Origin of the sequence: Parabacteroides leei (genome assembly GCF_023369805.1) — a bacterium.
GTDB lineage: Bacteria > Bacteroidota > Bacteroidia > Bacteroidales > Tannerellaceae > Parabacteroides > Parabacteroides leei.
Genome location: NZ_JAMBQG010000016.1, coordinates 122,229 through 143,439 on the forward strand (window position 1 = coordinate 122,229; position 21,211 = coordinate 143,439).

24 protein-coding genes are annotated in these 21,211 nt (G+C 42.7%); all 24 read left to right on the forward strand.

Annotated elements, in window-relative coordinates; all coding sequences use genetic code 11:
• The first annotated feature begins 6 nt into the window (after positions 1-6).
• The 24 genes from M1P97_RS19895 to M1P97_RS20010 all read left to right on the forward strand — a co-directional run bounded on the left by M1P97_RS19895 (position 7) and on the right by M1P97_RS20010 (position 21,165).
• Positions 7-2,043, forward strand: coding sequence for a hypothetical protein (locus M1P97_RS19895; protein ID WP_249389991.1), 2,037 nt, complete (start codon positions 7-9; stop codon positions 2,041-2,043).
• Between the two features lie 82 nt (positions 2,044-2,125).
• Positions 2,126-3,139: a hypothetical protein gene (locus tag M1P97_RS19900; RefSeq protein WP_249389992.1), complete on the forward strand. Its 1,014-nt coding sequence runs from the start codon at positions 2,126-2,128 to the stop codon at positions 3,137-3,139.
• Between the two features lie 3 nt (positions 3,140-3,142).
• The gene (locus tag M1P97_RS19905; protein ID WP_249389993.1) at positions 3,143-3,802 is read left to right on the forward strand and encodes a coiled-coil domain-containing protein; all 660 of its coding nucleotides are present in this window, start codon (positions 3,143-3,145) and stop codon (positions 3,800-3,802) included.
• Between the two features lie 14 nt (positions 3,803-3,816).
• Positions 3,817-4,182: a hypothetical protein gene (locus M1P97_RS19910; RefSeq protein WP_249389994.1), complete on the forward strand. Its 366-nt coding sequence runs from the start codon at positions 3,817-3,819 to the stop codon at positions 4,180-4,182.
• Between the two features lie 4 nt (positions 4,183-4,186).
• On the forward strand, positions 4,187-4,837 hold the full coding sequence (locus M1P97_RS19915; protein ID WP_249389995.1) for a hypothetical protein: 651 nt from the start codon (positions 4,187-4,189) through the stop codon (positions 4,835-4,837).
• The gene (locus M1P97_RS19920) at positions 4,827-6,575 is read left to right on the forward strand and encodes a hypothetical protein (RefSeq protein ID WP_249389996.1); all 1,749 of its coding nucleotides are present in this window, start codon (positions 4,827-4,829) and stop codon (positions 6,573-6,575) included. The genes M1P97_RS19915 and M1P97_RS19920 overlap by 11 nt, the downstream gene beginning before the upstream one ends.
• A 253-nt stretch (positions 6,576-6,828) precedes the next feature.
• Positions 6,829-7,137: a hypothetical protein gene (locus tag M1P97_RS19925; protein ID WP_249389997.1), complete on the forward strand. Its 309-nt coding sequence runs from the start codon at positions 6,829-6,831 to the stop codon at positions 7,135-7,137.
• On the forward strand, positions 7,134-8,609 hold the full coding sequence (locus M1P97_RS19930; protein WP_249389998.1) for a hypothetical protein: 1,476 nt from the start codon (positions 7,134-7,136) through the stop codon (positions 8,607-8,609). Before M1P97_RS19925 ends, M1P97_RS19930 begins: the two co-directional genes overlap by 4 nt.
• Positions 8,606-9,478 carry a hypothetical protein gene (locus M1P97_RS19935; protein ID WP_249389999.1) on the forward strand — a complete coding sequence of 291 codons (873 nt, stop codon included), beginning with the start codon at positions 8,606-8,608 and terminating at the stop codon, positions 9,476-9,478. Before M1P97_RS19930 ends, M1P97_RS19935 begins: the two co-directional genes overlap by 4 nt.
• The gene (locus M1P97_RS19940; RefSeq protein WP_249390000.1) at positions 9,475-10,326 is read left to right on the forward strand and encodes a hypothetical protein; all 852 of its coding nucleotides are present in this window, start codon (positions 9,475-9,477) and stop codon (positions 10,324-10,326) included. The genes M1P97_RS19935 and M1P97_RS19940 overlap by 4 nt, the downstream gene beginning before the upstream one ends.
• On the forward strand, positions 10,323-10,886 hold the full coding sequence (locus M1P97_RS19945) for a hypothetical protein (RefSeq protein WP_249390001.1): 564 nt from the start codon (positions 10,323-10,325) through the stop codon (positions 10,884-10,886). Before M1P97_RS19940 ends, M1P97_RS19945 begins: the two co-directional genes overlap by 4 nt.
• Before the next feature lie 69 nt (positions 10,887-10,955).
• Positions 10,956-11,297, forward strand: a complete 342-nt coding sequence (locus tag M1P97_RS19950; protein WP_249390002.1) for a hypothetical protein — start codon at positions 10,956-10,958, stop codon at positions 11,295-11,297.
• Positions 11,294-11,713, forward strand: a complete 420-nt coding sequence (locus M1P97_RS19955; protein WP_249390003.1) for a structural protein P5 — start codon at positions 11,294-11,296, stop codon at positions 11,711-11,713. Before M1P97_RS19950 ends, M1P97_RS19955 begins: the two co-directional genes overlap by 4 nt.
• A complete protein-coding gene (locus tag M1P97_RS19960) occupies positions 11,698-12,105 on the forward strand; it encodes a hypothetical protein (protein WP_249390004.1) in 408 nt (135 codons plus the stop codon). Before M1P97_RS19955 ends, M1P97_RS19960 begins: the two co-directional genes overlap by 16 nt.
• Before the next feature lie 180 nt (positions 12,106-12,285).
• Complete coding sequence (locus tag M1P97_RS19965; RefSeq protein ID WP_046151694.1) at positions 12,286-12,471, forward strand: type II toxin-antitoxin system HicA family toxin; 186 nt, start codon at positions 12,286-12,288, stop codon at positions 12,469-12,471.
• 61 nt (positions 12,472-12,532) lie between these two features.
• On the forward strand, positions 12,533-12,937 hold the full coding sequence (locus tag M1P97_RS19970) for a type II toxin-antitoxin system HicB family antitoxin (RefSeq protein ID WP_249390005.1): 405 nt from the start codon (positions 12,533-12,535) through the stop codon (positions 12,935-12,937).
• A gap of 222 nt (positions 12,938-13,159) precedes the next feature.
• The gene (locus tag M1P97_RS19975) at positions 13,160-13,609 is read left to right on the forward strand and encodes a hypothetical protein (protein WP_249390006.1); all 450 of its coding nucleotides are present in this window, start codon (positions 13,160-13,162) and stop codon (positions 13,607-13,609) included.
• A 131-nt stretch (positions 13,610-13,740) separates the two neighbouring features.
• Positions 13,741-14,274, forward strand: coding sequence for a DUF4468 domain-containing protein (locus M1P97_RS19980; RefSeq protein WP_249390007.1), 534 nt, complete (start codon positions 13,741-13,743; stop codon positions 14,272-14,274).
• Between the two features lie 253 nt (positions 14,275-14,527).
• Complete coding sequence (locus M1P97_RS19985) at positions 14,528-14,767, forward strand: hypothetical protein (protein ID WP_249390008.1); 240 nt, start codon at positions 14,528-14,530, stop codon at positions 14,765-14,767.
• The gene (locus tag M1P97_RS19990) at positions 14,764-14,955 is read left to right on the forward strand and encodes a hypothetical protein (RefSeq protein ID WP_249390009.1); all 192 of its coding nucleotides are present in this window, start codon (positions 14,764-14,766) and stop codon (positions 14,953-14,955) included. Before M1P97_RS19985 ends, M1P97_RS19990 begins: the two co-directional genes overlap by 4 nt.
• Positions 14,952-15,194, forward strand: coding sequence for a hypothetical protein (locus M1P97_RS19995; protein ID WP_249390010.1), 243 nt, complete (start codon positions 14,952-14,954; stop codon positions 15,192-15,194). The genes M1P97_RS19990 and M1P97_RS19995 overlap by 4 nt, the downstream gene beginning before the upstream one ends.
• Positions 15,195-15,280: 86 nt before the next feature.
• Positions 15,281-15,712, forward strand: coding sequence for a hypothetical protein (locus M1P97_RS20000; protein WP_249390011.1), 432 nt, complete (start codon positions 15,281-15,283; stop codon positions 15,710-15,712).
• Positions 15,713-15,766: 54 nt separating this feature from the next.
• Positions 15,767-19,156, forward strand: a complete 3,390-nt coding sequence (locus M1P97_RS20005) for a hypothetical protein (protein ID WP_249390012.1) — start codon at positions 15,767-15,769, stop codon at positions 19,154-19,156.
• A 314-nt stretch (positions 19,157-19,470) separates the two neighbouring features.
• Positions 19,471-21,165, forward strand: coding sequence for a hypothetical protein (locus M1P97_RS20010; protein WP_249390013.1), 1,695 nt, complete (start codon positions 19,471-19,473; stop codon positions 21,163-21,165).
• Positions 21,166-21,211: the final 46 nt, after the last annotated feature.

Below are 21,211 nucleotides of genomic sequence, written 5' to 3' on the forward strand. Positions count from 1 at the left end.
ACAAGTATGAATTTCAAAGACAAATTTTTAGTAATCCTTGCTGCACTTGGTTTTACCGATAAGGCGAAAACGAATGCGCTGACAAACGAGGACTGGACTGCCATTGAAGCTTCTTTCAAAGAAAAACATGGTATGTCTATTTCCGAAGCTATGCAGGAAGCACAAGCAGCCGAAGCACTTGCGTCTGAACGTGAAGCCGCTCTCAATATCATCAATACGGCAGAAACTCAACAACAGGCTGAAGGTTCTGCAGATGGTAATACCCAGGAAAGTAATCAATCCGGGAACGACAATCAACCACAGTCACTCGTGACCAGCGTACAGTCGTTAGTTTCCGCTTTGAATACTTCCAACCAGGAAAATGCCGAACTCCGCCGTTCATTAGCAACGATGGCAGCCAAGGCTGTAGATGACAATCCGCAAACAGTAATCAAAAAACAACTCACCGTGTTTGGACCAGGTACAACAGCAACCCATCTATTCGGTATCGAACATCCATTGTTCGATATGCAAAAACGTTGGAACATCATTGCCAACAATACAGCTTATGCCACACTCCATACAGCAGATGAAGATACGGACGGTATATCTTTCCGTACCGAAGTACGCAACTATGGTAAATCACTGGCTGCTCGCTACGCCTTCCTGAAAAACAACAACCTGTTGATTCCGGAAAAACTGAATTCGGGTTTCACTAACGATTTTTCCGAATTGAAAGATGCCGGATTAGGTGACCAGTACGTCATTATGCGCCAGGATGCCCTGATTGCTAGGATCATCGTTTTACAGAATGTATACGACCTCTATCCTAGACGCTACGGAGTACAGGATCGTGAATTGATGACCAATGCCTTCTTCACCGAAATTTCTCAGGCCTATCAAGTTGGTGAGGTTTGGAAAGGCAGTATGGATCTGCAACCAGAAATGGGCTATGTGGATGATGCAATGGCAAAAGTCAAATTCGGTCCGCTCAAAGAGATAGAACGTAAATATATCGGTTACTTAAATACCGACGGTTCAGATCCTATCAAATGGGGTATGATCGAATGGCAGTTGTTACAGATCTACACCCAGATGGTCAGCGAGCAGAATCGCCGTCGTATCCGCGGTTGCTACGTGAAACCGGAAGCGGGTAAACCGGGCAGCTACCTGAACTCTTCCACCGGTTTGATCTACACTTTAGTTCGCTACATGCACGAAAATACGTTGTTACCTCATTCCGATGAGACGTACAACGACTATACAGAAACAACCTTCCTGGATGCCGTTATCGAATTTGTGAAGGATGTTAAAGCTACGCTCGACGAAGATATCGACCTGGAAGGCTTCGCTATCTACCTGAACAAAAATCATCGCGACTGGTGGATCGCCAACTGCCGTACCAAATATGGTAAGGATATCGATTTTACCGGTCCGACGAGTTACGTGAATGTTGTTCCTGATATGGCCATACCTATTAAATGGGTTCCAAACATGGGACAAAGTAAGCTGATCCACTTGCAGGAGCCGGGCAACCTGCAATGTTTGGAATTCGTTCCGGGTGAAATGCTGGCATTCAAATTGCAGGAATTCATGGAAATGGTTATGGCATGGTCTACCTGGAAGGAAGGCTTCACAGCCAGCTTCATCGGTCGCCACTTCTCCACCCCGACAGAGTTGGCTGCCAACAACTACAGCCTGCAACGCTTGTTCTGTAACAAGCCTTCCACAACCGTAGCTGCCGATGCCACGACAATCGCTTGCGGCAACCAGTTCTGGTTCGTAACTTCCGCAAATACGGCAGCCAAGGCTCTGACCGATATTACCGGAGCTAAGAAGGGCGTAGTCTACCTGATCGAATGCGGATCCGCTACAAACGCAACAACCATAGCCAAAAGCGGAAAGTTTGCAGGAATCACAGCCGCCTATACCCCGACAAAGGTTGGCGACTACATCATGGTAACGCTTAACAGCGAAGGCAACTTTATCGAACTAGAACGCCGCGTAGCCGGTGTACGTACGATCAATAAAGAGTTGCAGCCTAACATTCCGGGAGCACGCTGATCTTTTCGTTCATAGTTTCTTTATCACGGAGTCCGGGAGCAATCCCGGCTCCATTTTTCCAAATCATTAAAAAATTATAGTTATGCAAAAAAAGAAAGTTCTTTCCTATATAGCAGACCAGAAGCGAGCGTTTAAGGCACGCCGTGCTTTACAACTCAAGTTCTTCCTGTGCCTGATGTTTTTGTTTGCCTCCGTAGCAACGGTATCCGCTATCACTTCCCCGCAAGACGCAAAGGTTTCGACCGAAGTTGTTATCGGAACGACAATGGCAAGTATGATGGCCATTGGTAGCATTGACGATGTTGCCGACAAAGAAGTGGCCGGAGAATCCATCGCCTACAAAGTATGGCTGATCGAAACCAAGCAGTTGGACGGTTCCCGTTCATTCCCCATCCCAAACGGATCCAGGGAGGTTTCGTCGCTCCCTATGTTAGAAGGCGAGTATATGCACTACTTCGAGGCCCACGATATCCCAACATACACCAGCTCAGGGGAAAAAGGCGACCTTACAATTTCGAGTACGAACACCTTCACTATGATTATGGGAGGTGTACGCAATCAGTTACTTAACTATATCGAAGAAAAAGCAGGATGCAAATTCATTATCATCTTCCAGGAATGTGAATCCAACAACCGGTATATATTAGGTAATCCTTGCAAACCGATGGTTCTGAAATCCTTCAACCTGAAGAATGATAAAGAAAACCGTTCCGTCACCTTCACCTTCGAGAACAAATCGATCAAGCAATACCATAAATATGTGGGTGACATCGTTATAAAAGATGCCGTAACCCTTGCTGCCGGAACTACCGCCCTTGCCGTCCAACCCGGAGCCAATACGTATAAAGTTCCGAACGGATCGTCAGCCACGTATGCCATCGCTACCGTATCCGGACTGACGGCATCCGATAAGGGTCGCACGATCACACTGATTGGAACCGGTACCGATAAGGCAGCCACAGTAGCCGACAACACAGCCTTCGTCCTCGAAGACGGTGCAACCTGGACAGCCAAGGCAGGATCACAAATATCCTTCCGTGTGCTGGATGCCACTACTTTAATAGAAATTCAAGGATCACGCGTACAAACTGCATAAACCATGTATAGCATAAAAGAAAAAATGAAGCTCCTCCGGGAGCTTCACAACCCGGAACATGCCGAGGCCGACTTGCACCTATTGCACGACGTCTCCCCGCAAAACGACCTGTTTCGTTCGCCCATCGTGAACGCTGCCCGCTCTGCAGAAAAAATCCTGTACACACTATTAGACCACACTACGGCCGATAAAATCCGCCTGAACCGTCGTGGGATGGAAGTTGAAAAACAACCGGAAAACAAATTACAAAATGAAAATCCAGACGACAAAAAACCGGAGGACACCGATGCCATCCAATCAAACCCAGCGGAGCACCCCGAAGGAGATACTCCAAAAGATACCGGAGAAGATCATCCGGACGGAGATACCGACAAAGCTGATGTAACGCAACTATTACAGGAAGCAACAGAAGCCTTGGAGGAAACCAAAGAGGAACTGGATAACACTCAATCTGAATTGGAAGAGACTCAAGATGCTTTGGAAGATGCCCATGCTGAACTGGATGCTACAAAGGAAGAACTGAATGCTGAAAAAAAAAGCGAACCAGCTCCAGTTCCGGCTCCGAAAAACTCCAAAAAGAAGACGAGTACCCGCAAATCGACTGGAAAAACATCTTCGACAAAAACGTCCAGATCGCCACGCTCCTCTACAACGACCGCGTAAACACCTGGCGCGAAATGAAGGTTCTGGATACTGAACTCGATGACAAGCCTACCGAAGCCAAGGTAGCCAAGATGGCCGAGACACGCATCCGGAACCTTCAATGTTTCGAGGAACTACAGTCATTCAACAACACCGGAAAATGGAAAAACAAACACCCATTACTCATTCATTATTCCGAACGTTTCCAGCTGGAAGAACTTCGTCGACGGGATCCGGAAGCCTTCCTCCAAAAATACGCAGCCTGTAACCAGAATATCAGCCGTTACAGATCCTATCTGAACAACCCTACCCGCTCCGACCGTCACGATAACGACAAAAAAAACCTGGCTAAACACCAGGAACGCAAAGTAATTTTTGAAACTATTCTTCAGCAAACATAAAACTATGACAACGTTAGAAATAATAGACAAGCTACACCCGGACATCATCCACACTTTCCTATCCACCGGAAAGTGTAGTGGCATCCCTGACGATGTACAACTATTCCTGCATCAAATGCAGTGGGGCGCCGAAGTGTACGAACAGGAACGCAACATCTCCAAAGCTGCCAAAACGCTGCAAACCCGCATTCTTGCCGAACAAGGCATACGGTTAGACGTTCGTACCTGCCAGGCGCGTATCTATTCAGCCATCTCCTATTTCTCTATGGATTGCAACGTCGCTACCAAAATATGGGAAACCGACTTTGCCAACAAATATGAAGACCTCGCCCTGGAAGCCACCAAATACGAAGACTTCCGCACAGCCAAAGCCTGCTACGATGCCGCCCGCGAATGCCGCCTCCGTGCTTCCGAAGCCGCCGACAAAGAAAACGCATGGGCACCGGTCTTCCTTATCTCAAACGAGGTAACAGCCGAGCTACTTGGTTTCACTAAACGCAACCTGAAAGAGATTGCCCAAAAGAACAACAATGGTTTCTACGTCAACCTGATAGACAGTCTACCTGTAGAAAAAGAAGAGAAACAACGGCTCCTGCGCGATGCCAATATCGTGGATGCCGAAATCATAGAGGAGATGCCGGAAGATGGAGAATAAAACATTTCAACCCGATCGCTTTGAAGACTACTACATGAACCTGATGCAGATCCGTGCCAACGTAGTAGATGCCAATACACAGATCACCGAAGTGGCCCGCGCCGGAGGAAAGACGGAAGGTGTATTCGGTCCGCGTATCATAAAGGTAGCCAACGAAATGCCCGGCGAACTGGCTTTCCTGGTACACAAAACCTATACCGCCCTGTTTACCAATATCTGGCCGAACATACAGGCATATTTTAGCCGCCCTATCATGGGAGGTCGGCGTACCATGCTGGAATATGGCATCGACTACATAGTAGGTGAAAGCAAAATCCCTACCCACTTCCGCCGTCCGCGTTACCCGATCGCTTTCCCGAAACACAGCATCCTGTTCCGTAACGGCTTCCACCTGCAACTCGTATCGAGCGATCAACCGGAGTCCGTAGCCGGTCGCTCCGGCGTTCATGCTTTCATTGAAGAGATGAAACACCAAAAAGGAGAAAAACTCAAGAGTCGCCTGTTCCCATCCTTGCGCGGATCGAGTGCAGAGATACGTGCCAGTCAATACTATCAGGGGATTACCGGTGTATCTGATACTGCCCGTGTAGACCTTGGCGAAGATAACTGGTTCGAAGAATATGAGCATAATGTCAATACCGACCTGATAGAAGAGATTGTCACCGTCTCCCTGCACATCAACCAGGCACTGGCTGCCATGTATCGTGCCGATGCCCTCTCGCGTGAAGAAAAGAATCCGGTATTATTGGAAAAGCTCCGGCTGGATATCGAAAAACAAAAGCGTACCATTGCCCTCTGGAAACCCCGACTGGCCGACATGCGCCGATATGCAACCTACTACATCCGCGCCAGTTCCTTTGTGAATAAGGACATTCTGGGTCCTAAATTTTTCAAAACCCAGTTGGAAAGTCTCGACATTGACGAGTTTCTGACCGCCATCTGTGCCATTCGTAAAAAGGCGGTGGTAGACCGTTTCTTCGCCAACTATGTTCCCCGTCGCCACCAGTTCACCGACAGTTATAAATACGCCAGTATCATGCGCCTGGATCTGAAAGAGCATTTCCGTCTGACCGCATTTTATCTGAAGTATTACGATCCGCGCGAAGAAATCCTGTTGGGTTACGACCCCGGCCATTTCTCCAGCATAGTAGCCGCCCAGGAACGCAAGCAGGGAACCGAACTGCGCATCTTGAAAGAGTTCACCTGTTACTACCCACAACAACAGCCGGAGCTGGCCGCCGCCATCCACGAGTTTTTTGGTTCAGATGCCAAGAACAAACGTATCCGCCTGTACTATGACCGTGCCGGTAACAAGAAAAAAGAGGACTATGAACAGATAACGACAGACGCACGCATATTAAAAAGGGAATTAGAGAGTTACGGCTTTTCCGTTGAACTGATGAATGAAGGGCAAAGCACCATATACTATTGGATGCAATTCAAACTGCTGTTGCTTATATTTGGAGAGCAATCTAATTCCTTCCCCCGTGTATTGATAGACGAAAACGAATGTCCGAATCTGTGTAGTTCCATCATGCTATCCCCTCGGAAAAAAACCGACGGACGTATCGAATTGGATAAGACAAGCGAGAAGAAAGTACCAATCAAGTATCAGGCCGGACTGACAACACAGCTTCCGTCCGCACTTATTTACCTGCTTCACGGTCTGTACTACGAACGGATGCCGAACGAATATAGTGCAATACCGGATGATTTACCGGACAATATGATGCTATAAGCGTTCCAAACTAACATAATAATAGTTGTATCACCCTATAATAATAAGCTGTTTTGACATTGAAAACATATCTATACATCTGTAAATCAGCCGTAGTAGCTTTCAAAAAAGAAAAAGCACTTTTGGCAAAAAGCCTCCTTTTAGACGCACCGCTGAGTCTGCACCTTGCTTTGCATTTGCCCGGTCGGGTCGGGAAATATGACAAAGGGGGTCGTGTCCTTTCCCTCCCTGTCTCGCTCGCGTACATTTGGGCATGGAAACGATTACAGGCTTACATGCATTGCAATGGGCACGGGAACTATCGAAGCTACCTGATGGATGCTTTACCATTGCCTTCTACCCTTACTCACGGGCAAAGAGCAAGGCGTCCTCCACACTGGTCACCCGGACAGGATGCAAGTACAGGGCACAGCTACCAAAGGAACGCTTTCAGGTGGATAGCGATAACCTGTTCCTGTTTACCGATGCAGACGGCAATCCTAAATCATGCTACTGCATACTGATCCGGTATATGGGCTTTCCGCAGGATGGATTTAAACTACATAAGATAAATTGGCTATGAGTCAGATGGATATGTGGGGTAACCTTGGGTGTTACCTGGACGATAACAATGTAATAACCTTTCAGGTAGGTACGGATCCCGGCACCAGCCTGATGCGGGAGATGGATCAGGAAAGACCTGTATCCGGTTATAACCGTAATATATCGTATCGTTGGTTGAATGTAGACGGTTATAACGTGTATTCCCGTGGTACGGACAACCGTAAATGCGAACGCATTGAGGCCGATATCAAGAACAACCGGTTATTACCCCGGTTAATCAGTAAGCAGGTCAATATGTTGTACGGGAAAGGGCCTCGTATATACAAGGAAAAGCTCCTGGACAATAAAGTGGTCCGTGAATGGACTGAAGTGCCTGCCATACAGGACTGGCTGGACAGTTGGCCTAAAAACGGAATGGAGATGTCTTATAAAGATTTCGGACTTGCCATCATCAAACGGTATTACTTCTTCCGGGACTTTTTCGTAAAGTGGCGCATGTCACAGGGAAAAGCAATAGGTCGCATGCCTGTGGCTGGACTAGATTTGGTAGAAAACAAATATTGCCGCCTGGCTACACTTAAACAGGACGTTGCCGAAGACATTGTCCTGTATAACGATCTGCGTTTCGTCGTTACCGGAAACTGGAATTATGGAGCGGCAAAATACAAGGTGTACCCACTATTTCGTACCAACGAAATAGATAATTACCGTTTTGCAGCCATATCCCACCACCGGGAAAGTTCCGTGGGCAATCATTACGGTGAGAACGAAACCCACGAAGGTGTTAAGACTCATATCAAAACATCAAACGAATTACCCGAATTTATCGATAGCTTTTTAAATAATAGCCTAGCTGCCAAAATACATGTTATCATACCGAACGCCTGGGTAGAAGCGAAACGCAAGCAAATAAAAGCCTTATGCGAAGAAAATAAACTTCGTCAAAAGGATAACAAGCAATTGATAAAATATAATGATATCGAAATTGGCACCGAATACCGGGAGTCATTGATCGTACTTTATACCCAGGAGGAACTGCGCCGGTTGTCGCTTTATCTATCCGGGAAAAAGAACCAGGGGAAGGCCTTTTCCACCTATTCGTTCAAAACCGGTCAGGGGAATGAAGAAGAACGCTGGAAGATCGAAACGATCGACCTGAAATATAAAGAATACATATCCTCCCTGATCGAATACGACAAGCGGGTGGACGAAGTTCTACTGGGAGCTGTCGGCCTGGACTCTTCTATCTCCAGCGTAAGCAAAGACGGGGTAATCTCCAAATCCGGAGCTGACGTATACTATAACTACCTGCTCTATCTGCAAACACTCACTCCGGACGATGAGAAGTGCTGCGAACCGTTCAATTTAGTCCTGCAGGTCAACTTTCCGGATCTCTACAAACAAGGTTACCGGATCGGCTTTTACCGGGAAGTTCCGGCACGCCAGGAAGAAGTTTCACCAAACGATCGCCTAAATAAACAACAGTCATGAGTTATAACGTATTAATTGATTTATTCGAACATATATCCGACTTCAGGGATTATGTACCTTATGTCGGAAGCGATATAGAGCTGAGCGAACTCAATCCATCTGCCATCGGTGCACGAAAGCAGATACAGGGCCTTATAACATCTTCGATCTGGAAGTCTATTGTAAATAATAAAGAGTCAGACGCCTGGCATCATTTAAAACTGGCTTTTGGCAATCTAACTATGTACAAAGCAATTATCTTCGCTGCCATTGCCAAACGCATGTCAGGAGGTGCGGATGTGTATAAGTATGAGTTGGAGCGTATGCGCCGGGAGTACATTGACAACTATTTTAATGCAATGGACTCGCTCATTCAGGAACTGACCACAAGCGATACTTATAAGGAAGCCTGGCAAGGAACAACAGACTTTCAGTATATGGATACGCTCCGTATCAAAACAACTGCCGAATTCAATAGCCTATATGGTATAGATATGTCATATCTGTTTTTCTTTCGGACAATCGCTATCCAGCGTGAAGTACTGGATGATACGATCGGTGGATACTTTACAAGCATAGAAGGACGGGAAACTGATTTTGAAACGAAGTTAAAAAGGGCATTGGCGATGCTAGTGGTATCGGTTGCTATTTCTCGGTTTGACATTATAGAGCTGCCGATGACTATCCGTAACCTATTCGACGATTCGAAAGGCTTTAGGCATGGTTCCTCAGAAAAGACAGCGTTAGAGGCTCTGGCTATTTCTCTGCAATCACAAGCAATGGAAGCTATCAAAGCCATAGACCTGGCTCTCAGTGAACCCACATCCGGGAATATCGATTCAACAACATCATACAATCGCGAAAGCGATAAAATCTTCCTGATGTCATGAATGCACCTGATATCGTTTTTGAAACCCATTTCGGAGAATACTGTATACCTAACCGGTGGGAACATCTCACTCCGGAACTATACCTGCATCTATGCCGACTCCTGGAGATGTATGCGAAAGGTAAAATATCCTATCGAGGTTTACATATAGCATATATCTGTGCATCTTTGGATCTGGACCCGAAAAAAATAAAAGGAAGCAGTGCCCACGAAAATGTATACTTGCTTTCCGAACAAATAGACTTTATATTTAAAGACCGTCAGCATATAAATAATTGTTTCCTGGCCCAGTTGGTACCTACGTTACAAGTTAATGGACAAACCTATAAAGCCTACACAATACAAACAACTTTCGACACATTAACATGTTCGCTGACTGCCATGCAATTTATTGAAGCCTACGAGCTGATTGGATGCACGACTGATAAAATGTCATTACTGGCAGCTATACTATACCATCCGGGAACCTACACTTCAGAAACAGCTCATACGCTGGCTGATGCCTTTGCCGACATCGATCCGTTGCTACTACAAGCCATTTGCCTGAACTTTCAGGCTTTCGCCAACTATCTGTTCACCCGTCCTCCCTTCAATATCCTCTATATGCGGAAACCAAAGGATCACAGGCCGGCTATCTCTATCGGCATGGCAGAAAGCCTATATAACCTCTCTGCCGACGGTTTGGGAAATGTCGACGTGATAGAACAGATGCCGGTCATCAAATACTTGACTATCCTTCGCAAAAAGTTGATCGAAAGTGTTACGGCTATGAACGACGCAGGTATCGATCTGGTCGAAATCTCCGATAAAACAGGATTATCCATTAAAACCATCAAACAAATAATATGAACACATCTCTTTTAATTGAATTATTCCTATACTTCGCCCGGTTCCCGTCACGCGAAGCGGTTGCTCCCCTATTTAATAAAGGTAAAAGTAATATTCCCGGATATGATGATTTACATGCGGCAATACTTGCTTTAGAAGGCGATACAATAGTACCTGAAATAGCCAACTATGTATTCGGACCTAACTTTGATGCCGTCAGCAGCCGTGTCAACAACCTGACCGGATATTATCTCTTTGTCGATTACGGCGAAATAGAATGTAACACAGATACAAGTAACCGGATGACCGACTCCGCCAGGCTAGCTATAACAGTGGCCTACAAATTAAAAGAGTTTTCCGGTGACCTGATCGAGCAACTAATCGTTTCAGATCAATGCCTATCATATCTCACTACGATTCGAAACCGCATGATCAGTGAACAACGGGAGAGATACTGGCTAAAAGATGTGTCCCGAAACCATACCCTCACTCCTTTTATTGCCCGTGATCTGTCCAGTATTGGATGGAGCATGCTATTCAACCGAGAGGCTTATGATACGTTTGGAGCAAAGCGCAAATGAATGTCCTTTATGAATGAATGAGAATAGAACAACTTTACACCCATAAATTAATAACAAAGAATGGATTGGATGACAATAGGTTTAGCTTTTCTGACTTTTATTAGCGGAGGAGGTATTGCTGCCATTGTATTGCTTCCACAGAAACGCCGATCGGCAGATCTGGAAAACGAAGCAAAAGTCAGTGAACAATGGAAAGAGCTTTACATACAATGCCGTGAAGAGAAATCCCGACAGAGTGATTTGATTGATAAGCTATACGATGATTTGACGGTGGCCCGGAATCAAAACAATACACTGACTACGAACAATGCCATATTGAAACTATGGAAATGCGAAAAACTGGAATGTGGCAACCGTAAGCCTCCCATCAGCGCCGATCCATTTAAAAAATTAGAGGAGGAACATCAATGAGTACAGACAAATTACCTCGCGGACTCCGGAACAATAACCCCGGCAACATCCGTAACAACGACAAAGTCAAGTGGCAGGGCGAAGTGGATGCAACAAGCAAAAAAGACTTCACCTTCGAAGAATTTAAAGACCGTGCCTCCGGCTATCGCGCTTTGCTAAAACTGCTACGCAATTACAATAAACTGCATGGTTGTCGAACCATTGCCGACTATATCCGCCGATGGGCCCCAGAGCACGAAAACAATACATCCGGCTACATCATCCGCGTAAGCCAGGAAATGCAAGTCCCAACAACTTTCGTTCCGGATCCGGACGAAAAGTCTATCATGTGCGCGATGGCTGCCGCCATCAGCTTAGTAGAGAATGGAGTCCCCGCAATCATGTCAGAAGTGGAAGCCGGATGGAACGCCTTGTGACTGGAACGATATTATATCTGTGTATTACCTTTTGCCTGGTAGCTTGTACACGGACGATATATATACCGGTAGAGTCTGTGCGGACGGAATACCGGGATAAATATTTACGTGACTCCATTTACTTACATGATTCAACCTCTGTCTACGTAAATGGTGACACTGTAAAAGAATATTTGTACCGATACATATATCGGGATCGCTTTATACACGATACGACCTTTGTAGGAGATACCATCCGTGAACCATATCCGGTCGAAAAAGCATTATCTAAGTGGCAACAAACAAAAATGGATGTGGGAGGCTGGGCCATAGGTGTGCTTTCTGGTGTGATCTTATTAGGTATTGGTTATGGGATATTTAAGTTCATAAGACGAAATATTAATATTAAGTAAAGTGTTTTTCATGGTATTAGATTTTTAGATTAGTAATTGGGTTAGCCGCTCTGCCTGTGACAGGTGGGGCGGTTTTGTTAAAAAGGAACAAATGTGTTCTTTTTATTACTCTCTCTCTTGCTTATTTGGAACATATATGTTACCTTTGTGGTGTTCAATTAAACAAAGTTCTTTTACATCATGAAATTTTCCGAGTTCTACAAATTGATTGAAGCCGCAGGCTGGACAATCAAAAAGGGTAAGAAACATCATAAGTATGTTCACCCGGACTTTGACTATTTCATCCCTGTCGGTCGCCATCCGAGCAAAGAAATACCGAAAGGTACGCTGGAATCGATGATGAAAGATGCCGGGTTGAAAAAGTAAAAGCAACTACCACTCCCTTCGGGGAGTGGTTTTAATTGGACCAACAATAAAAAAGAATGTTATGAAAACAGTTACAGCAATTATCGAAAAGTATGCCGACGGTGGCTACTCCATTTACACAAAAGATGTAAAGGGTGCAGTTGGCTATGGTCTTTCTGAAGCCGAAGCGAAAAATGACTTTACGGAAGTGCTCACAGAGCAGTTTGAATACTTTCAGGAACGAACAGGTGCTGTATCAGAATGGGTGCAAGAGGGATATACGATTGAATATCGTTACGACTTCTCCGGTTTTTTCCAGGCATTTCCATTTATCAGCGCTACAGAATTTGCTCGTGCAGTCGGTATCAATCCATCTCTGATGCGTAAGTATAAAAACGGATTGGCCTTTGCTTCCGAAAAACAAAGAGCAATCATACAAGCTAAATTTAATGAAATAGTCAGTAATATGGCCACAGTTCAATTCTGAAAAAGAACTTTTTTAATTGAACACTAAAAAATGAACTGTAGTCAATAAATTCAGCCCCTGCCATAAAAAGCAGGGGCTTTTCTTTGCCATCTCAAAAACTTTTACCATCTTCACACCGCCCAAACAAAAACAAGACATGAATCCCTATACAGTGTAACAGGTAGTCAATCCTGTTTCGGTTATGTTTCCGATGGGTGCACTGTATAGGGATTCACCATTTTTATGACAATAGAGGATAACAACCGATTTCTTTCTGAACTGATAGATCATTTATATACTGTTAGGGAAGAGGACAAAGTCTTTGAATTCTTTGAACAAAAATATGCTGGTACTATATCTGATAATGATATAGGGAGAGTTATCATATCCGGTACAAGTTCTGGTTTCATTAAAGAGAGAGAGGATTTTAAGCATAATCATCATTACTCATTGACTGAAGAAGGTTTTAATATGCTTTCGGTTTATGGAAACTATTTAGCCTATATTTATAATAAGCAAGAAGAAGTTCTTTATAAGAAGAAAATTCAAAAACTGAAGTTGGAGAATATGGTTTTGGTTAATATGAAATTAAAACTATTCATTATCACATCTTTACTGTCTTTCATAGCAGGAATCCTATTATCAGACCCAATAAAAAGCATATGGATACATATTTTATCAATTTCAAGATAACGTTGATTTGGATAGTGATATTGTCTATATCCGAATTGATTTGCTGAAGTTCTTCTTTTGTGCTCATACTCAAACTATTTCTTGCAAAAATAAGATTTTTAAATTACTCATTCAAATATTAAGCATTTATTATGAAACACTTAATCTGTATCCTATTCGCTGCCATGATCAGCGTTAGTACTTTTGCACAAGAGACTTCTTTAGAAAATATTTTTAAATCTAAGGATGGAAAGTATGTTTTTGAAGAAGTTGTATCAGTACCAGATGCAACAGCATCTCAATTGTATGGGAAAGCTAAATTATTTTTTGCCAACACATTCAATTCTTCTAAATCTGTTATTCAGTCAGATGATTCTGAAAATAATACGATTGTTGGCAAAGGAACTATTATCAAACATGAAGATGAAGGATTTGGTGGTATTTACTATTATTTCACATTGCAAATTCAAACAAAAGATGAGAAATACAGATATACCATATCTGATATAATCTTAGACATGACCGGATTGGCCCCCATGAAATCTACAATTGAAGAATCCATAAAACGGGGAACACAAAAAGGTCTATCAGAAACTGATGCTGCAAAAAGTTATTATGAGGAATTCAGTCCCCTCATAGAAAAAATGAAACAGCAAATAACTATTTCTAATGATGATAATTGGTAAAAGGCATTGCAAATCCAAAAACTTTCACCATATTTGCAATGTCAAACCGTACGACGATCTCATCGTCCCGAAGAGTAACGGATAATGCTCACGACATAAGTTGGGCTTTTTTTATGCCCTTTTATATAGTATAAGGCGGTTGCCTTTCCCACGTATCTTTTATTACCTTCGGGTGATGATGTTGTACGGTTTGACGACACGGGAAATGGCAGCCGTTCTTTTTTCTGCCTAAATCGTCAAACCGTACAATATTATGAAGTCTAATTCATTAACCGTATCATCTTCCCAAAGCCAGGAACATGGTATCTTTTCCTGGATCACAGTCCAAAAGTTCTACAACGCTATGCCATTAGGTATAACAGAGTGCAAATCCACCAACGAAGCAAAAATGTACACCTGCGTACTCTTTGCAGTCCTCTCCGCTATCCTCCTCCCATTGCTGATACCAGCAATATATCTTTACGTCTCAGCAAAGAAAGGAGGTAAAAAATGAAACGAAAAGAACCAATGTGGGGTATCATCACTGATGAATACACCACCGTAAAAGGCGGAACCCGTAAAGTCTATACCGTCACCTATGAACGTGAAAGAGTCTCCACCCTACTCTCCCTTCGCCAGCTCAAACTGTTGGCAGGTTTCCTGTATTGGTTTATATCTAAAGAAGAAAGGAGGATGAAATGACACCGATTACTATAGAAGGAGTTATTCTAACCGAAGAACTTATCGGCTTTATCAAACAGTGTCAAAAAGATACTGAATTTATGTATTCTCATCTGGAAGCTATAGACAACGCAATTACCTTGATCGCTTGCGACTGCAATCCGGAGAAAGGCAAAGAAAAAGAAGCTTTAAACACCATTGCCGACTTGAGCTTTTTGAAACGTTATATTCGCTTATTCGAAAGAAAGGAAGATAAATGATATAGCAGATGCACCATATATGAAAAAAGGATGCGTCCTTTGGAATAAGAGAGCGCATCCTTTTTTTTGTAGCCAAAACGAACACTATGGTTACAGACGAACTTATCAAAACAGAATTTATCCACTCAATCGTGACACGCGATATCAATCGGATTTATGAAACACAGGAGGAAGTAATACGAGCAAACTTTAAAAGTGGAACAGGCAGATTAGCCGACTTCATTAGCCAACATCCCGTATCTTTCTCTGGAGAGGGTTTAAAACAAACCTATCATATGAGAGTATTCTCGTATCTTCGTTTTCTGGATATCCGATATCGTAAACAAGAACTGTTCTTCCGTCGTAAACTGGCTTTATACAACCGCGTTATCTGGGGCGTTCTATATAATGAAACCCTACAAGACCTGCGATACGGACTCACTGACAATATACGCGAACTAATGCGTAACGATCTGGAACAATTCGGAGGTATATCATCATCAGAACTTCGAAAAAGTTGGGCAAACCACTTATTATAATGTCCTTTACTCCATACCTTTTGACCTCTATTTTCGCAAAAAAAAGAGGTCAACATGGCAAAAAAACTTACTGAAGACGAATTAAAATGGATACTGTCTGTCGATGCAACCGACGCACAACAGAAAGTCCGTGGATTAACCAAGGATAACAACAAGCTGAATACCACCAACAAGGAGCTAAAGCAACGAATGATCGATCTGATCGCTACCGGCAAAAAAGAATCAGAAGAATATAAGAACCTTTCAAAAGAGGTAGAGCGAAATAATGAGTCTATAGGGAAAAACAATGCCAAAATAAAAGCACTGCAAGGAACGATGGGAGTTAGTGCACTCACTATGTCGCAGCTCCGTAAACAAGCGAAAGACTTGCAACGGCAGTTGGATAATACCTCCCAAGCAACACATCCAGAAGAATATAAAAAGCTCGAACAAAATCTGGTTAGTGTTAAGAATAGAATGTCTGAATTGAAATCCGGAGGTGAAAAAACCGGAGACGCATTATCCTCCTCTTTTGGAAAAGTCACTACTGTCGTAAAGGGATTCCTTGCTTTGAAAATTGTAGGATATTTGAAAGACATTGTATCCAATGCTATCGAAACACGCAAAGAGTTTGCAAAATATGAGGCTGTACTTCGAAATACATTCCAAAGCCAGGAAAAAACAGCAAAGTCAATGGCCATGCTCAAAAAGTTAGCTCAGGAAACTCCCTATTCGTTACAGGAGATAACAGAAGCCTATATCAAAATGGTCAACCGTGGCATTATCCCGACAGAACAAGAGATTATAAAATTAGGAGATTTGGCTAGTTCCCAGGGTAAATCATTGGATCAGTTAATCGAAGCATTACTGGATGCTCAAACTGGTGAATTTGAGAGATTGAAAGAATTTGGTATCAAAGCAAACAAAGAAAATGATAAAGTAAAATTCTCATTTAAAGGTGTCACTACAGAAATTAATTTCACCGAAAAGGCAATATCTGATTATCTCTATTCATTAGGGACAATTGAAGGAGTTCAAGGCGGTATGGCCGTACAAATGGAAGAGTTGGAAGGTAAGTATTCCAATTTCGGTGATACTTTAGACGCCCTATTTAATACTATAGGAAAACGAATAGAACCCACTGCTAAAAAAACACTTACTTGGTTAAGTAAGATCGTTGACGGTCTCCGGGTTGCGCTTGGTAGTCTTGATGACTTGAAGCAAGATATTTATAACGAAGCATCTCAAAACGCATACGATGACACACAAGAACAAGTAGATGTTATGGTCAATCGATTAGTTAAAAATGGGATGGACAAGAAAAAGGCTCTGGAACGAACTATCGATATTTTACGCAAACAGTCATCTGAAGAACTAGCGAAAGCTGAAGAAGAACAAGCAGCATTGGAGGCTCGTTTATTAAACAACATTTGGCCATCTGCCAGAAAAAATATAGAACAAGCTTTAGTTCAAAAGAAAGCAGATGTTCAGCGGTATAAATCAGAACTTACGGCCCTTGATGACAAAGTAAAGTCATCGACTCCTGAAAAAACAGTTGTTTCCGACTCCGAAATAAAAAAACAGAATGCAGCATTTAAATCAGCAATGGATTTAAAGTTACAACAAATGGATAATGCTCATGCCGAAGAATTAGCAAAGCTAAAAAAGAGTAAAAACGAAACTTCGCAGACAGAACAATTTTACAATCTGGAAGTACTCCATGCTGATGCAAAATATTATTCTGATCGTCTGAAAGCCTTGGACAATTATCAGAAAAAAACAACTGATCCTAAAACTTTAGCCTTGATTACGAAACAACAAACTGAAGCACAAACGGCTCTTCTCGATATCCAACAAAAACGAGAGCAAGAAATAATCAATGCCCTCAAAGACAACCGAGATAAACGATTGAAAATAGAAGCGCAATCATATCAAACTCAACAAATCGCTTTTGAAAAAGCATTGGCAGAAAAGCAAATCTCACAACAACAATACGACGCTTTGATACTCAGTGCGGAATCAGCGACAGCTGAAACCCGTCTTAAAATAAATCAAGATTACCAGTCCGATGTAGCAGCTTTAGAACTGTCAGCCGGAACGACTAAAGCTCAGGCCGTATTGGATGCTAATGACGCTGTTATGGCTGCAGATCTTGACGCATCCAAAAGTCGTGCAGCCCAGCAAAAGGCTCTTCAAAATTTAGTAAAAGACTTTAAATCTGAGTTTAAACTAACAACTGTCGACGAAGATACTGAAGCACAGATGAAAGTTTTGGAGGCCTCTTACCAAGCTCGAAAAGAAATGGCTGAAAAAGAGCACATGGATACTACCGAACTGGATGCTGCTTATGAACGTGCTAAAACCCAATTGTTGCAACAGGAGGAAGATAAACGAAATCAGATACGTACCCAGTATGGTCTCCTTTCCATGCAAGAGCAATATGAGATTGAGCAAGAACAATTAAAACAACAATATGACCAAGGCCTATTAGAAGAAGAAGAATATCAGAAAGCCAAAAATCAAATAAAAGCCAACTACTTGAAAAAAAGTTATGATGCTTATTCAGATATGTTCTCCGGAGCAATCAATGCTCTCCAAGAAGCTGAACTGGCCAATATCGATGCAAAATACGATGCAGAGATCCAGCGTGCCGGTGATAATTCCGAAGAAGTTGCCCGGCTGGAAAAAGAAAAAGAGAATAAGAAACTAGCCGTACAAAAAAAGTACGCAAATGTCAATTTTGCCATTAAGGTATCCGAAATAATAGCAAATACAGCTGTAGCAATCATGCAAGCTTTCGGCCAGTTAGGCCCTATAGGGGGTGCTATCGCTGCAGCTATGTTAACCGCTACCGGGGCTGTCCAGATAGCAACCGCCAATGCCGAACGGAAAAAAGTCATGTCTATGACTGTCGATGGAGCAGGTGCCTCCGGATCCGCATCAGGTACTCGTGTGGCAACTGGCCGTGAAGACGGAGGATACATTGATGTAAAACGAGCGCAAGACGGAAAGAGCTTTAACGCTGTTTTAGATCCGGACAAACGCGGATTTGTTGACCGCCCAACAGTAATTGTGGGAGAAGGACCGGAAGGTAGGAGTCAAGAATGGGTGGCAAGCAATGACGCATTACAGAATCCTACAGTAGTGCCTTTTATCAATGTGTTGAATGAATCTCAAGAAAAAGGAGATATTCGAACTGTGGATATGAATCAACTCATGCGTAAACGTTTAGCCGGTTTTGAATCCGGAGGCTCGATTTCAACACCAGTTCCGTCCTCCGTTCCGGCGAAGGATGCTCTTACTCCATCAACAAGTGTTGTCGGATCCGATGCAATAAGTAAACTCTATGACCTCCTTATAAAAATAGATCAAGAAGGTGGTCTTAAAGCCTACATTATATACTCTGAATTTCAAAAACAACAGTCTCGTTTAGAAGAATCCCGTAAAATAGGCAGTAAGTCATGAAAATAATACACTCTTCAGGCAAAGAACTGAAATTAAAACCGGGCACAGTCCTGGAAATGGAACGAGTAAATCCATTTTTTAATGATTATGGAGAACAATCACTTCCTGTTAAACTTCCCTCGGACGAGTATAATCGTTCCATACTAGGTTTCCCTGATGATCTGGCAGGTGTGAATAAGATGCCTAATCGATCCGATGCAACCATCCAGGAGGGCATTTTCTCAATTCGTTGCCGGCAAGCAATTTTATCGGCCAGTCGGAAAGATGGAATTGACACTTCCTTTTATTTGAATATCGGATCGTTTTATGAAAAGATGAAAGATGTTAAACTGGCTACTGTATTTAAGGATAAAGTATTAACGTTTTCGTCTGTAACCAATGCAATCAGCTTTGTTCGTTCGTTGATGGTTAGTCCTGATGTTCGTTTTTCCTGTTTTCCGGTATTGGCAGAGAGCCATGAAAGCGGAGAGATTATATGCCTGAACAAAGTCTCCGGACCGATAAAGCCAGATGGGTATTATTCTTTATTTAACGAACAATATCGGGAGGAAATAATAGATGAGAAAACAATATCTACCCCAGCCGGATATTTTATCACACCGTTCATAAAAGCGATGCACTTGCTGGAAGAAACATTTAAGTACTTAGGATATACGCTGGAAGATAATTTCTTTTCTAAAACGGAGCCGTTCCGGTCGATGGTTTTTCTTAATAATAATATTGATTCAATTGTTAATGCCGAAATTCGTTATGACCAACTCGTTCCGAATTGTAATATATCTACGATATTAGACATCTTTCGTAACAAATTTTGTTGTGAGTTTATTCCGGATGAAGCAAAACGGACCGTCAAAATAGTTTTGTTCAATGATGTGGTTGATAGTAAAGCAGATCAGGATTTGACAAAGTTGCTCACAGAGCCAATCAACGTCAATCATGGTGCAAAATATAAACAAGTTAAATTGTCTGCCGATAAAGGTGCTGTGTTGACTTATAATGAAGAATACAAATTGGTTTCTTCAACACCAGATTATTTATCTAAAACATTACCAGAGATCGCGGCTATGTTTCCGGAGGCTTTTATTGATTTGACAAGGGGGTGGATAATCAGGGAAGGTTTTACACCGTTGAATTATGTCGTAGAAAAAGTAGGAACATTGAATTGTGATTATTACGCAGGGGGAACCTTAGAGACAGAAAAGAAAGAATCTCCAGATACATTGGTCGGCATAGAATTTGAAACACTATCAAGTGGTGTGGCTCCTTTTATTGGAACAACCAGGGCCATTAATTCAAAAATCATTTGGGATAACAAACCTACTCAGGAAGGGAGTAAGGAAGATTCGACCCAGAAAAAATCAGAGTTAAAGCCTATGTTGTGTTTTACCGCTCACAGACCATCCAGAAATGACGCAGGCACAATATACGCCTATCTCGATACACGGGAAAAAATATGGAATTATTCTTTGGCATATAACGGAGAGGATGGATTATACGAAAAATTCTGGCGGAAGTATGATGATATGCTTCGTAATTCGATGCGTCCTGTTACTACAAAAATGCTTTTAAAGGATATTGATAAACTCAATATTTCTGCCTATAAAAAAGTACAGATAAATAATCAAGAGGTTTTACCGAATGTCATAAAATATAATATAGGAAAAAACGTAGACACCGAATGTACTTACTTAACTACGAAATTGTATAATCCAATTTCCTCTGCTAAATCAGAATCCACTCATTTCCCTTCATCCAAATATCAATGGCGGATGAAATGGTCTAAAAGTGTTGGCGACCAATATAACTGGATGCAACTGAAAGAACAGCCTATAACCTTATTTCTTCCTCCCCCCACAGAGGCGGAATATAGTCGCGGTGGTAAATATCACGAAAAATCATACCCGTGCTGGTTTGCTGTACAGGTTGATTTGATCGGACATCCCGTTTTAGTTGATAAAATTTCAGGGACATTGACAACATGGCTGGAGCCTATACTCCGCGAGTGGTAATTGTCCTTTATAATTGTAGAAGCCTCTGGTATTTTTGATGAAAAAT

Bases quoted from the DNA above. Each gene is read 5' to 3' on its own strand.
- M1P97_RS19895 (WP_249389991.1), top strand. From the start codon at position 7: ATGAATTTCAAAGACAAATTTTTAGTAATCCTTGCTGCACTTGGTTTT.
- M1P97_RS19900 (WP_249389992.1), top strand. From the start codon at position 2,126: ATGCAAAAAAAGAAAGTTCTTTCCTATATAGCAGACCAGAAGCGAGCG.
- M1P97_RS19905 (WP_249389993.1), top strand. From the start codon at position 3,143: ATGTATAGCATAAAAGAAAAAATGAAGCTCCTCCGGGAGCTTCACAAC.
- M1P97_RS19910 (WP_249389994.1), top strand. From the start codon at position 3,817: ATGAAGGTTCTGGATACTGAACTCGATGACAAGCCTACCGAAGCCAAG.
- M1P97_RS19915 (WP_249389995.1), top strand. From the start codon at position 4,187: ATGACAACGTTAGAAATAATAGACAAGCTACACCCGGACATCATCCAC.
- M1P97_RS19920 (WP_249389996.1), top strand. From the start codon at position 4,827: ATGGAGAATAAAACATTTCAACCCGATCGCTTTGAAGACTACTACATG.
- M1P97_RS19925 (WP_249389997.1), top strand. From the start codon at position 6,829: ATGGAAACGATTACAGGCTTACATGCATTGCAATGGGCACGGGAACTA.
- M1P97_RS19930 (WP_249389998.1), top strand. From the start codon at position 7,134: ATGAGTCAGATGGATATGTGGGGTAACCTTGGGTGTTACCTGGACGAT.
- M1P97_RS19935 (WP_249389999.1), top strand. From the start codon at position 8,606: ATGAGTTATAACGTATTAATTGATTTATTCGAACATATATCCGACTTC.
- M1P97_RS19940 (WP_249390000.1), top strand. From the start codon at position 9,475: ATGAATGCACCTGATATCGTTTTTGAAACCCATTTCGGAGAATACTGT.
- M1P97_RS19945 (WP_249390001.1), top strand. From the start codon at position 10,323: ATGAACACATCTCTTTTAATTGAATTATTCCTATACTTCGCCCGGTTC.
- M1P97_RS19950 (WP_249390002.1), top strand. From the start codon at position 10,956: ATGACAATAGGTTTAGCTTTTCTGACTTTTATTAGCGGAGGAGGTATT.
- M1P97_RS19955 (WP_249390003.1), top strand. From the start codon at position 11,294: ATGAGTACAGACAAATTACCTCGCGGACTCCGGAACAATAACCCCGGC.
- M1P97_RS19960 (WP_249390004.1), top strand. From the start codon at position 11,698: ATGGAACGCCTTGTGACTGGAACGATATTATATCTGTGTATTACCTTT.
- M1P97_RS19965 (WP_046151694.1), top strand. From the start codon at position 12,286: ATGAAATTTTCCGAGTTCTACAAATTGATTGAAGCCGCAGGCTGGACA.
- M1P97_RS19970 (WP_249390005.1), top strand. From the start codon at position 12,533: ATGAAAACAGTTACAGCAATTATCGAAAAGTATGCCGACGGTGGCTAC.
- M1P97_RS19975 (WP_249390006.1), top strand. From the start codon at position 13,160: ATGACAATAGAGGATAACAACCGATTTCTTTCTGAACTGATAGATCAT.
- M1P97_RS19980 (WP_249390007.1), top strand. From the start codon at position 13,741: ATGAAACACTTAATCTGTATCCTATTCGCTGCCATGATCAGCGTTAGT.
- M1P97_RS19985 (WP_249390008.1), top strand. From the start codon at position 14,528: ATGAAGTCTAATTCATTAACCGTATCATCTTCCCAAAGCCAGGAACAT.
- M1P97_RS19990 (WP_249390009.1), top strand. From the start codon at position 14,764: ATGAAACGAAAAGAACCAATGTGGGGTATCATCACTGATGAATACACC.
- M1P97_RS19995 (WP_249390010.1), top strand. From the start codon at position 14,952: ATGACACCGATTACTATAGAAGGAGTTATTCTAACCGAAGAACTTATC.
- M1P97_RS20000 (WP_249390011.1), top strand. From the start codon at position 15,281: ATGGTTACAGACGAACTTATCAAAACAGAATTTATCCACTCAATCGTG.
- M1P97_RS20005 (WP_249390012.1), top strand. From the start codon at position 15,767: ATGGCAAAAAAACTTACTGAAGACGAATTAAAATGGATACTGTCTGTC.
- M1P97_RS20010 (WP_249390013.1), top strand. From the start codon at position 19,471: ATGAAAGATGTTAAACTGGCTACTGTATTTAAGGATAAAGTATTAACG.